Consider the following 12219-nt stretch of genomic DNA (forward strand, 5'->3'; position numbering starts at 1 on the left):
ATGAAATACACCTTATTTATTCTTTGTTTTATATTAAACGGATGTTGGTATTCAAACGGATGTTTTTATACTCCACAAATGGTTAATTGTGTTGATAAGGGGAAAGAATATCCATTAATTGCAGGGTATCAAAAAAAAGAACTACTAGGACATACAAACTCAAAACAACGATGGAAAGATCTTGTTTCTTGTGGAGGAAAGTATGGTGATATAAATCTACACTACTATCCGCAAAACTATCAAATAAATGACAAAAGATATAAAAATCTTGATGAATGTATGAATACTAAGGGGTATATATATCTTTCTCCCGCTGAATGTGGCTATCAAGATCCTAAGTGGGATAAGGGAAAGTGTAACTTATAACGCATTGAATTTATTTTATTATTTAAACAGAGTGTGGTCAATTTTCAAAGAGCTTTAAAACTTCTCAAAAATTGACCGCACTTTTTTTTAGAGAAAGAAAATTAATTCGTCAGCAAGGTAGCGTGCGTTAATTTTTGGTTCACGCACCTTGCGTTAGCTATGGGGATGGAAATAATGAAAATTTTAGTTATATTCTTAATGACTATTTTTATTCAATCTTGTCTTTCATATTCTTCAGATGAGGCTTGGCATAATCTTAATAAAATGTACAAAGAGGCTAATGGAAAGAAAATATGCATGAAATATAAAGGAAATGTACATGTCATGTATTATTGTGAAAATGAAAACAAAGAACAATGGCAAAGTAGAAAGTAAAAAGTACGCATAATTAATGAGATCTTCTTTTTACTGTACACTTTATCTATAGAAGTTATGAATTTGTTGTTTGGGGTAAGATAATGAAAAAAGTTATATTTATCATAATTTTTATATCCATCATAACAGGATGTTATTCAGCAAAAGACGATTGTTATTATGGAATGACAACAATTTGTTTTGGTAAGCCATATAGCCCAATTGCTAAATTTCAAAAACCTTATAGCTTTGGGCATACGGATTCCGTGAAAAGAATGGATGATTTGGTAAGCTGCGGATTAAGAAAAGGGGATTTAAGTATGAGGAGTGCTTGGGCAATGGATCATTTACCAAAAGCTGATCCCCATTTACAACAAAAAAATTGGGATGCTTTTTTTAAATGCATGGAAATAAAAGGTTATACATGGGTGGAAGATTGTGGCAGAAAGAATTCTACTTCAGATAAAGAATTATGTAATGAATGATGAATATAACTTATCAACCAAAACAAAGGTAAACGTGTAGAAATCAATGCCCCAATGATAGCGCCAGCGTCCACGCTGGTGCTGTTTAATAAAAACATTGCGAATTTTACCCATAAACGTTGGGAGAACCAATGTTCAAAATCCTTTGGATTTTGTGACCGCACTTTTAGTTGATAGGCACAAGCGAGGACGCTTGCGCCATCAAGGGGGGAATATGCAACAAAACGGAACCACGTCCAGCCCGAGTGTGAAAATTAGTATTGGTTACGGTAGCCAAAAACAAACGCAAACCAGTGAAAGCCAAAGTATTCAACATCAAAAATCAACTATCAATACAGGAATACTAGATATTAAAGCCCGTGGTGAAAAAGTCGTTTTTGAAGGCGTGGATGCAAATGCCAAGTTAATGGCGCTTTCCGGCAAACAGGGGATTGACATCAAAGGGGTGAAAGACGAAGAGCATCAGCGTACGGAGAATAAATCGTCCGGTGGTAGTGTCGGTGTTTTTGTGGGTACCAACGGTAATAGTTACGGATTGGGGATAGAGGGTTCGGTGAATGTGGCGAAGGGCAAGTCGAACTCGGATAGCGAACGTTGGCAAAACAGTCATCTAACGGCAGATAAAATCATCACGAACAGTGAAGAAGGCGACTTAACCCTTGATGCGGCGAATCTTAAAGCAAAACGTTGGGAAGCGGATATTCAAAATCTGACGATAACGAGCCGTCAAGATACGGAAAAATACGAATCGAAACAAACGAGTGCGAGTGCAAGCGGCTCGGTGGCGTATGGTTCGGGCGGTGGTGCATCGGTGAGTGCGTCATACAACAAGGCAAAAGTGGATTATGCGCAAGTCAATGAACAAGCCGGGATTCGTGTCGGAGAGGATGGCATGGATGCCAACATCCACAACCATGCTCAACTGAACGCCGCCATCATCGAAAGTGATGCTGATGAAAGTAAAAACCGCTTTAAAACAAAATCGCTCACACATACCGATATTGAAAACCGCAGTGAGATTAAAACGGAAAGTGCGAGCATCAGTGCGGGCACGGGAGGCATTAACCCGATGCAGGCGCTTAGCAGTGCGTTGAGCTTATTAGGTAACACGAATGAAAGAGAGCGAAGCACCACCAAATCAGCTATTAGTGGCAACATTCAGATAGAGACCGAAACACCGGAAAATCTGACCGCACTTTCACGGGATACGAAGAATGCGAATCAACGAGTTGAAAAGCAAGATTTACAAAAAGTGCAAGAACGCCAAGAAATGGCGAAAGTGATAGGCGACATCACGAACAACGCGATAAGCATTGCCACGTATAATGAGCGAGAGAAGATTAATAAACTGAGTCTTGAAAAATTTAAAGCGGAAGAAAAATACGGCAAAGAGAGTACGCAAGCGCAAGAAATCGGTAAACAAATTAGTGTCATTCAAAAAGGGATTGATGATGCTTACGGCATAGGTAGTGAAAAAGGGATGGCGATTCGAGCTGTGACGGCGGCATTACAAGCGGCGGCACAAAACGATACCGCAGGCAGTCTTGTCGCACTGGCTTCGCCTTATCTCAATCAAAAAATCCACGAGATGACGGCAGGCGACACGGCAAAAGACAAAGCGACTAACCTGATGGCACATGCGCTGCTTTCTGCGGTGGAGTTCCAAGTGACAGGCAAAGACCCATTGACGGGCGCAATTGCCGGGGTAACAGGTGAGGCAACCGCTGAAATCATCGCGAGAGCTTATGGTAAACCGGTCAGTGAATTAACGGCAAATGAGAAGGAAAACATTAGCACGTTAAGTCAACTGGCGGGTGGACTGGCTTCGGCATTGACGGCGAAGGCGAATGGCACCACAGCAGAACAAGGGGGTAGTTTCCTTACTGCAACCTCTGGGGCAGAGACGGCTAAAAGGGCGGTAGAGAATAATTATCTAAGTATTGCAGATGTTCAGAACTTCATTCGAGAACTGAGCAAAGCGCAAAAAGAGGGCCGTGATACTAAACCGATTTTAGAGAAATATAAAGGGATTAGTGAAGAGAATCGTCAGCAACTCATAGCGTGTAAGGGTAATGTGGTTTGTGAAACGGCACATTTACATGAAATGAATACTGGGGCTGAAGAGCTTGAGAGAAATTTAGGGTTCTTTAGTCGTATGACGGTGTATTATCCAAATGATTTAAATACAGCGAATCGTACTGCATTATTTAATTTAGTTGAAAGTGAGAATGCAGAAAGTTTTAGCAAGCTTTCGGATACAACAAAATTTGGTTTGAATGCTATGGAGGCTGGTACAGCAACAGGCTATGCAAGAGTTGGATTAAGCAATGTTAAGAGCTTAATTAGTGGAAAAAATAAAGCTTATCCGACATCGGGAATGGATGGGTATAAGCGTACTAATGTCGGGGATGAGGATTATCGTTCAAGTGGTGCTGAGAATGCAGCATTGTATCCTAAATTAAAAGAGGAGTTAGCAATGAAGCAGAAAGCCGGGTTTGAAAAAGTTGTTAAAGATTTAAGTAAAAAACCCACTGGTAGTGTTTTAATGATACCTGATTATCGTCATCAATTGTCAGAGGCTAGATCAACTTTATCACCTAAGTTGCAGAGAAGTGGGAATGCAGCCGTTGCTCAAATTAATATTGATGGATTAACCACTAGAAAATTAGTTGGCCATAGTCAAATAGATAAAGCACAAGGTAGTTTTGTTGGGCAAGGAGAAACAAAATTTGAATCTCTAAAATTACCTAACAAAAAGGGAGATTTGATAGATAGAAGAGTTGATTCTGAGTATAAGATTTTATCTAACTTAGCTGATCAATTAGGTTCTAATAGACAAGCAAAAGGTCAGGTCACAATATTTACTGAGCGTCCAGCTTGCTTAAGTTGTCTAGGTGTAGTAGACCAATTTATCAAACGCTATCCAAATATAAAGGTAAATGTTTTTGACAATAACGGAAAAGCAATTAAACATAATGGAGAAAAATAATGGCAAAACGAGTTAATTATGAAACTTTAAAACAATGGTTTTTTGAGGATGCTTACATTTGGTGTCAACGTAAATTTACTGAAGGGAAAGTAAAGAGTTGGCATGGAGAATTTAATGAATGGGGAGGTGCTTTAGATAGTTTTGATGGGCATTTTGATTTGCTAATTGAGAAGTTAATGCTAAATGTAATTTTTATTATAACTAATGGAGCAAGGCATATATTGAGTCATCAGATAGTTTTTAATGAAATACAAGAGATTTTATTGAATAATAACCTTGATGAGCTAGTTTCTGTTTTAGAAGAAGATGAAAAAGAGGATTTTCTTTATGATTTAAATTTGATTTTAAATAATAGGGAGATTGAAGAATAGCAAGTAGTATAATGATATTGACCCAGATATCCCCACCTAGATAGCGCGCGCTTCCTAACGCGTGCTTGTATCTACCTAAAAATAGACAAATCGAAGTTGTTAATGAAAATAGTAAAAATCTGAATCAAACGAAATCGATGTTTTAGGCACGCGTCAGGAGATGCGCGCCATCATTGGGGAATGTATAAATAATAAGTTGGAGAAGAATGAGCCGAAAATAAATAGCTGGTTAAAAGGTGATAATGATGCTAAGTAGGTTATTCCAGTATTTGGTTTTTACATTTTTTGTATCCATAGTTTGCTTTATTGGGTTTTCGTTATTTTTAATTCTTATATCCTATATATTAAATTGGGGAGAAATATCTTTAAGTGAAATAAAAGACATTGTTTTATTTTCCTTTAATGTGTTTAGTAAGGGATTTCCTTTACTCTTTTTATCTATATTTATTTCAGATAATTTAAAAAGAAGATGAAAGGTGCTTTAAGAATATCCCCCATAGATGGCGCAAGCGTCCACGCTTGTGCCATAACAAGCACCAATAATAGCGCCAGCGTCCACGCTGATGCTGTTTAATAAAAACATTGCGAATTTTACCCATAAACGTTGGGAGAAACAATGTTCAAAATCCTTTGAATTTTTTGACCGCACTTTTAGTTGATAGGCACAAGCGAGGACGCTTGCGCCATCGTGGGGGGGGGAGTTTGGGGGCAAAAGGATGCTTTTATGTTTGCAGTGGCTTCTCTAGAACAATATCTGATAAGCCTAGAAATATATATTCTTTAGGTGTTGGTGGAGGTTTTTCTGTTGGAGGGGATTATTCAATTCCATTAAATAAATGATGAAGAAAAAATGTTTGTTATTACTTCTTTTTTTTGTGGCTTCAATGATAGGTTTAACATCACAGATTCATAAAAAAAATGATGCATTAAAACGTAAAAATGAAACCATTCTTATATTGAAGGATAAGGCTGGCAATAGAATAATTAACATAGAAGATTATTCTAAAATATCATCTTATGTTATTAATTTAATAAATGATAATTATCTTCACATTAAGAAAGTCTTACTGGGAATGGATTATAAGGAGGTTGGTGTTGATGAGCTTTGTAATAAAAATGGTGAGAGTATAAATATATTTATTGATAATAATCTTATAAAGTTAGTTTATGTTTATCCATCATCATTTTGTAGGGAATAATAATTAGTATAGTAGTTTATTATGAGACAAAAGATTTTAAAGTTAAGGGGGAAGTTAATGACTTTAAATTTAAAATGGAGGAAAATAAGAGATGATGTTGGAATCTAAAAAAACAGATTTTGAATTCAAAGTTGGTGAGGTGTATTTTGGTTTTGGATTGTTTATTAATTTATATTTAAATAAAATTTATGTATTAATAAGGAGGCCGTCAGACTTAACTCCTGTTTTAGAGGAGCTGTCTCAATTTAATGTAATAAATTCAAATGATATTTTAAATTGGGATAAAAGAATTGAAAGTAATGGATTGTATATAAACATTCAACCAATAGAATTAAATGATTTTGATTGGGAACTTTATCATAGTGGAGATGAAGAAATTAATAATATTTTTGAGGAAATATATAAAAATATTAAAGATAAGTATGGCGAATGATAATTTTTATAAAATATTAATAAATTAAATTCTATAACTTTATTTTATAGGTTTGATAAGAGTTGGTCTGCTAAGTTAGCTCATGGTTCCCTGTATGATCCAAAAGTCATAAAATAAAGGAGGTGATTATGCAAACTAAATTTAATTTATATCCTAAAGAACAATTACCTGAAAACTTTAAGTTTCCTCAGTCTTATATTGATTTATCCAGTAATATGGAAAAGATAAATGAATTGGAATATTTTCCTTGGTGGTTTGAAGATCCTGATTATGAGAATTCAGAGATAGAGGACAGTGTTTATCTTTATAGTAAAGCAATAGAAAAACTAACAGGTGTAGCTGATTTAATATCATTTGCTAGAGATGGCGATTGGGCAGCTTGTTTCAAATTGACGGATTATTCTGGAAACCCGAGAGTTTATGTTCACGATCTTGGTAATGAAGCCAATAAATATGAATGTAAGGATTTTGATGAGTGGTTAGCAGAAGAAATCAAAAGTGCAAAAGAGTATTAAAATGGACTATTTAAATTTAAGTAAAGAAGTTTCCTATGCGCTTCGTCATGCGCCATGGGAATATGAATTAGAACTGGATTCTGAAGGTTGGGTTTCTGTCGAACAATTAATTTCATCATTTAGAAATAGTGATGAAAAATGGAATACGTTAACCGAAGACGATTTAGTTAAAATGATCAACCTATCGGAAAAGAAAAGACATGAGATTAAAAATGGGAAAATAAGAGCTTTTTATGGTCATTCAATTCCAATGAAAATTTCTAAAGAAATTGGTTATCCACCAAAGTATTTATACCATGGGACAAGTATAAATTATTTAGATGATATTAAATCAAATGGATTGAGGCCGATGTCTCGTCAATATGTACATTTATCTGAGGATGTTGAGACAGCAAAATTGGTCGGGGATAGAAAAAAAGGAGAGACAATTCTTCTGATAATTGATACAGAATTAGCTCAATCTAAAGGCATTAAGTTTTATATAGGTAATGAAAAAGTATGGTTATCAGATGGTATTCCAGCTGAATTTATTAAAGATAACTTCTAAATGAAACCAGTAAAGTGCGGTTAATTTTAAAAGAGTTTTAAAACCTCTCAAAAATTGACCGCACTTTTGTATTTTCAATGATGCTTATTTTAAGCAAATTTTGATATCACAGTGAAGCCGACCAAGATAAAAACCGCTTCCAAACAAAATCGCTCAGTCATACCGATATTGAAAATCGCAGTGAGGTTGAAGTGAAAAGCGTGAGCGCAGGGCTTTCAACGGATATGGCACAGAATGCTAAAAATGCGATGGCTGCCGCGGCGAGTGCTTTAGGGAATAAACATGAAAGTGCTACAAGTCAAACGCAATCAGCGGTAGGGTCTAATATTCAAATTGACACAGAAACACCGGAAAATCTGACCGCACTTTCACGTGATACGAAGAACGCCAATCATAAGATGAAAGCCTTTGATTTACAGGAAATCAAAGAACAACAAGAAGCGGCGCAAGTAGCCGGTGAGTTATTTTCAAAAATCACAGGTGATGTAGCCAAAGCATTTGAATTTGAAGACGGTAGCAAAGAGAAGATTGCGATGCATGCCCTTGCGGGCGCATTGGCAGCGAAGATGTCAGGGGGGAATGTTGCGACAGGTGCGGCAGCCGGTGCAGGGTCGGAGTGGTTGAACACGTATGTTACAGATTACTTAAACGAACACACGAAAGACCTTAAGTTAGATGCAGGACAAAAGGAGAAGCTTAAACAAGCGGCACAACAAATGACCGCGTTGGCGATAGGTGCGGCAGCGGGTGCAGTGACCGGTGGGACAAGTGAAACGATTAAACAGGGGGCGTTGGCATCTTACAATGCGGAGACGTATAACAGACAGCTTCATCAAAATGAGAAAGAGCGTATTAAGTTGCTTGCAAATGGCGATGAAGAAAAGGAACGTCGTTTAGAAATTGCGGCTTGTGCGTTAGTGCATTGTTCTGCGCAGATTCCTACAGATGATCCGGATTATGCCAAATCGTATGAACAAGCGAGAGCAGTAGAACAACTTGGTAATACGGCGGAATATGCCCAAGAAAGAGCATTATTAAAACGCCAAACTGAAACATTTAGTGATCCTTTTGGTTCCGGTGTGCAGAACAAACTATTTGAATATAACAATACTTATAAAGCGCTAGATCACGCGAATAGAATCGATACGAAATATGCTGTAACAACACGCGCTGGTGGTGTTGTACAAGCAGTAGGAGGTGTTGCGGCTATGACTGTCGGTACAGGTCTTTGTGAAACCGGTATTGGATGCGTGGCAGGCGTACCGGTTGCTGCTTATGGAGCTGATAATACTTATACCGGCGGGAGAGTGATTCTTACCGGTAAAAATCAAAATACATTAGGTGGTCAATTGCTCAGTCAAGTGACAGGATTAAGTCCGGAAACAGCAAATTTTGTCTATAGTTTACCGAGTTTATATACGGGGGCTAAGCCGATACTGGGGGCAACAGCGAGATTAGGTAATCAAGTTGTTGCAGAAGGGAGTCAAATGGCATCTGCTATGGGGTATGTAGCTGGAGAAATAGGCAAGGATGTTGCGGCTGGTTATAAGGCAATCCCGCGCCCCTATAAAGTTGCATTTGGTATTGAGGCTGGGATTAATACAGCGGCAGAAACGATCCCTTATGCTACTGGTCAAAAAGAAATCAATGGCAATAATATTCTCCAAAGTGGAGGGAAAGTCATTGCTGATTCTACATATTCAGGTTTAACTCATAAAGCTAGTGATGGATTAGGATTTGGTCTAGATGTTACAAAAGGAGTAATTGAAGGTAAATCTTTTGGTGAGGCTGTTAGAGATTCAGGTACATCGGTTTGGTTTTCTAAAAACTTTGGGTTATTTATAAAGGATGAAAATGTTAAAAGATTGATGTCTTCAAGCATGAGTAAAGTAACAGAAAATATTTATAATAATCAGGAAAAATCAGTTAAGGACTCAAAAAATGAAAGCAAGTAAGATTATTAGAATTATCATAGCTTCGATATTATCTTTCTGTTTTATATATTTTACTCTTATTCTAAGAGGAAAAATCGAACCTGATTTAAATCATTTTATTTATAATCTTATAATATGGGGAGGTTTTTTATGCTTTTCGGCTCTTTTGATTTCTTACTATTCTCCAGAAATTTATGGTGAGAATAAAAAAAATGATAGACAAAAATCGAAGCTCTCCAAGAAGAAAGCGAAGAGAAGAAAACCTTAGCATAGCGGTTTAATGATTTAAAAAGATATAGTATAAAGTGATCTGCACCCCAAAACTTAGACTCAATGATAGCGCAAGCGTCCACGCTTGCGCTGTTTAATAAAAATATTGCGAATTTTACCCATAAACGTTGGGAGAACCAATGTTCAAAATTCTTTGGATTTTGTGACCGCACTTTTAGTTGATAGGCACAAGCGAGGACGCTTGCGCCATCGTGGGGCGAAGTTGGCGCAAATGCTTTTGAAAAAGCGTATGAGCGAATTGCAACAGGAGATAAAAATGAATAAAAGAGATCTTTTCAATATATTTAAAATGTCGATATTTACATTAGCTATAACATATTTGTTTGTATTATCAAAGTTTAACTTTGACTTTAGTAAAGTTAATATATTAAAAGTATTGGGTTTTTTTCCTATAGTATTTATCTCGCTCTTATTTTGTTTTTATTTAGGAAGAATGCTGAAAGATAAATGAATTAGCTAGTAGTGTTTTGGTTACCCAGAGGGATACTTGAATAGCATAAAATTTTAAATATCTAGATATAAAGTGTGGTCAATTTTCAAAGAGTTTTAAAACTTCTCAAAATTGACCGCACTTTTTGTATTGTGATCTGCACCCCAAGATAGCGTGTGTCTCCTGACGCGTGCTTGTATCGAGTTAAAAAATAAACAAACTGAAGTTATTCATGAAAATAGTGAAGATTTGAATCAAAAAAATTGATGTTTTGGGGCACGCGTTAGGAAACGCGCGCCATCGTGGGGGGCGTTGGCATCTTACAATGCAGAGACGTATAACAGACAGCTTCATATTGATGAGATTAAATGGATTAAAGAAAACGCAAAACGTTTTGCTCAAGAGGAAAGTGAGCGTTTAGGGCATCAAGTCACTGAACAAGAAGCGATGGAGCGATTAATTACCCAAGCGGCTCAAGAAGTCGACTATGCTTGGTTTAAGAAAATTGGCGAAACAGATGGCCAAGCACAGTCTTTCTTAAGAAAAGCAACGGCTCAAGGGGATGTTCCTCCTTATGATAATCGTGGCACATTTATCAATTCAGGTGGTAAACGTCAGTCGATGTTTACTGTTGCGGATAAAGATGAATATTACTCAACGGGTAAATATTCAAATGCATTGGCACAATTTGATAAAGCAAACGGCCATGTCGTAACGAAGACATTGCAACCGAAAGTAAAATATGACCTTTATACTAAATCGTTATCGGATGGTGCAGATGCGGCTTTAAAAGGTACCTTGCATGCATTTAATCATCCGGAGGATGTACTCAAGCCAATTGGTTTTGGTATTGCGAACTGTTTAAAAGAAGATATGTGCATTTCAGCCGGTAAGGAAATGTTATCGGATTCAGGAAAGGCAGTATGGCAATCGGGTAAAGACATTTTTGGCGCAGGCTATCATCTTGATGATGTAAATTACCTTTATGGTAAAAATATGGTCAATGAGATTGATGCGATAGCAGCTGTGAGAGGTGGTACAGCCTTGTTGGAGCTTACGGGGGCCGGGAAAGCTGCTGGCGTGGGGGTAAAGGCTGTGGGTGAAGTTGCTGGTAAGGTTGCCGAAAGAACGCTTACTCGTTTACCTAATTTACAAACCGGCAATTTAGTTAAACCTAAAGTAGATTCTGAATTTCTGAGCAAACCCTTGCCGGAAGGATATAAGTATGTTTCGTTAAGTGAGATTGAAGGTCCGAAGGGTGGTGTTTATCACTATATAGGAGATGATGTAAAAGGAAATCCTGTTTTCTTCAATAATAATAAGTTTGTGTCGTTTGAGGGTGGGGTGAAGAAAGAATTGAAATCAGAACCTAATCTATTAATGAATAAAACGGCAGTAGGGGATAAATACCCAAGACCAACACTTAGAGTTGAAACTAAGAAAAATATTCTTTCGCAATATGAGCAGGTTTCAGATAATGTATTTCTTCATAAAGAAACAGGTGAAATAGTGAATGGTCCATTTGATATAGGGCATATTCCTGGATGGGAGCATAGAAGATTAGAAGAGGCTGCTAAACAATTGGGTTTAACAAGACAGGAATTTAATGATTACGTAAATTCAAGACCCAACATTTTTAGGCTAGAGAATCGTTCTGAAAATCGAAGTCATAGAAATGAGATGCCTGGCAAAGATGATATTGAACGAATTGTTCGTGATATGAAAAACTTTGAAAGAGGAAAATAAATGAATAATAAGTTAGAGATGGGCATAAAAATTTTAGATGCAATGGATTCTGGTGATTTAACTTTATTGGAAGAGCTTTTTCAAAATAAGGAAAGGAATATCATGGAAGTAACTCCTGTAGAGCATTGGAATTGGTTGCATAAAGCCTTATTAGGATTTGAGTCAAATAAACCATCCTCTGATGTTATTAATTATCTAATTAATAAGGGTATAGATATTAATGCTCAGGATATATACGGAATGACACCATTACATTATGCGTTAAGAAGTAAAAATATTGATGCTGCGATAGCGTTACTTAAGGCTGGTGCAAACCCTAATTTACCAAATGAAAGAGGAATTACACCTTTATCCTATATTAATGGTTTCCCAGAAAGACTGGATTTGCTTCAATTAATGCTAGATAACGGGGGAGATGTAGATTTCTTTACTGGACAGCATGGTATTTTAGAGGGGATCAAAAAATATCGCTCCCAAGATCCTAAATTTAAACCGGTGATTGAGTTAATGGAAAAGTATTCCAAAAAGGGCACTTAATTTACTTTGGGAATAGATTTTA

At 36.8% G+C, this 12219-nt stretch carries 13 protein-coding genes; all 13 read left to right on the top strand.

Annotated elements, in window-relative coordinates; genetic code table 11:
* On the top strand, positions 1-366 hold the full coding sequence (locus tag DQN58_RS06875; protein ID WP_032997858.1) for a hypothetical protein: 366 nt from the start codon (positions 1-3) through the stop codon (positions 364-366).
* Between the two features lie 174 nt (positions 367-540).
* Positions 541-741: a voltage-gated potassium channel gene (locus DQN58_RS06880; RefSeq protein WP_231957914.1), complete on the top strand. Its 201-nt coding sequence runs from the start codon at positions 541-543 to the stop codon at positions 739-741.
* 83 nt (positions 742-824) lie between these two features.
* On the top strand, positions 825-1205 hold the full coding sequence (locus DQN58_RS06885; RefSeq protein WP_006718111.1) for a hypothetical protein: 381 nt from the start codon (positions 825-827) through the stop codon (positions 1203-1205).
* A 214-nt stretch (positions 1206-1419) separates the two neighbouring features.
* Positions 1420-4194, top strand: a complete 2775-nt coding sequence (locus DQN58_RS06890) for a deaminase domain-containing protein (protein ID WP_032997859.1) — start codon at positions 1420-1422, stop codon at positions 4192-4194.
* On the top strand, positions 4194-4565 hold the full coding sequence (locus DQN58_RS06895; RefSeq protein ID WP_006718116.1) for a hypothetical protein: 372 nt from the start codon (positions 4194-4196) through the stop codon (positions 4563-4565). The genes DQN58_RS06890 and DQN58_RS06895 overlap by 1 nt, the downstream gene beginning before the upstream one ends.
* 836 nt (positions 4566-5401) lie before the next feature.
* The gene (locus tag DQN58_RS06900) at positions 5402-5764 is read left to right on the top strand and encodes a hypothetical protein (RefSeq protein ID WP_006718118.1); all 363 of its coding nucleotides are present in this window, start codon (positions 5402-5404) and stop codon (positions 5762-5764) included.
* Between the two features lie 91 nt (positions 5765-5855).
* Positions 5856-6197: a hypothetical protein gene (locus tag DQN58_RS06905; protein ID WP_006718120.1), complete on the top strand. Its 342-nt coding sequence runs from the start codon at positions 5856-5858 to the stop codon at positions 6195-6197.
* Positions 6198-6325: 128 nt separating this feature from the next.
* Positions 6326-6712: an SMI1/KNR4 family protein gene (locus DQN58_RS06910; protein WP_006718122.1), complete on the top strand. Its 387-nt coding sequence runs from the start codon at positions 6326-6328 to the stop codon at positions 6710-6712.
* Position 6713: 1 nt separating this feature from the next.
* Entirely contained in the window at positions 6714-7259 is a 546-nt protein-coding gene (locus DQN58_RS06915; RefSeq protein WP_111704458.1) for an RNA 2'-phosphotransferase, read from the top strand.
* Between the two features lie 200 nt (positions 7260-7459).
* A complete protein-coding gene (locus DQN58_RS06920; RefSeq protein ID WP_169308658.1) occupies positions 7460-9214 on the top strand; it encodes a hypothetical protein in 1755 nt (584 codons plus the stop codon).
* Positions 9215-9569: 355 nt separating this feature from the next.
* Positions 9570-9935 (top strand): hypothetical protein, encoded by a 366-nt coding sequence (locus DQN58_RS06930; RefSeq protein ID WP_155811786.1) that lies wholly within the window; start codon positions 9570-9572, stop codon positions 9933-9935.
* A 291-nt stretch (positions 9936-10226) separates the two neighbouring features.
* Positions 10227-11660, top strand: coding sequence for a GH-E family nuclease (locus DQN58_RS06935; protein WP_006718131.1), 1434 nt, complete (start codon positions 10227-10229; stop codon positions 11658-11660).
* Positions 11661-12197, top strand: a complete 537-nt coding sequence (locus DQN58_RS06940; protein ID WP_006718133.1) for an ankyrin repeat domain-containing protein — start codon at positions 11661-11663, stop codon at positions 12195-12197. It abuts the gene before it with no gap.
* Positions 12198-12219: the final 22 nt, after the last annotated feature.

This window comes from Aggregatibacter segnis ATCC 33393 (assembly GCF_900476035.1).
GTDB lineage: Bacteria > Pseudomonadota > Gammaproteobacteria > Enterobacterales > Pasteurellaceae > Aggregatibacter > Aggregatibacter segnis.

Coding starts and splice junctions, on each gene's coding strand:
- DQN58_RS06875 (WP_032997858.1), top strand. CDS start 1: ATGAAATACACCTTATTTATTCTTTGTTTTATATTAAACGGATGTTGG.
- DQN58_RS06880 (WP_231957914.1), top strand. CDS start 541: ATGAAAATTTTAGTTATATTCTTAATGACTATTTTTATTCAATCTTGT.
- DQN58_RS06885 (WP_006718111.1), top strand. CDS start 825: ATGAAAAAAGTTATATTTATCATAATTTTTATATCCATCATAACAGGA.
- DQN58_RS06890 (WP_032997859.1), top strand. CDS start 1,420: ATGCAACAAAACGGAACCACGTCCAGCCCGAGTGTGAAAATTAGTATT.
- DQN58_RS06895 (WP_006718116.1), top strand. CDS start 4,194: ATGGCAAAACGAGTTAATTATGAAACTTTAAAACAATGGTTTTTTGAG.
- DQN58_RS06900 (WP_006718118.1), top strand. CDS start 5,402: ATGATGAAGAAAAAATGTTTGTTATTACTTCTTTTTTTTGTGGCTTCA.
- DQN58_RS06905 (WP_006718120.1), top strand. CDS start 5,856: ATGATGTTGGAATCTAAAAAAACAGATTTTGAATTCAAAGTTGGTGAG.
- DQN58_RS06910 (WP_006718122.1), top strand. CDS start 6,326: ATGCAAACTAAATTTAATTTATATCCTAAAGAACAATTACCTGAAAAC.
- DQN58_RS06915 (WP_111704458.1), top strand. CDS start 6,714: ATGGACTATTTAAATTTAAGTAAAGAAGTTTCCTATGCGCTTCGTCAT.
- DQN58_RS06940 (WP_006718133.1), top strand. CDS start 11,661: ATGAATAATAAGTTAGAGATGGGCATAAAAATTTTAGATGCAATGGAT.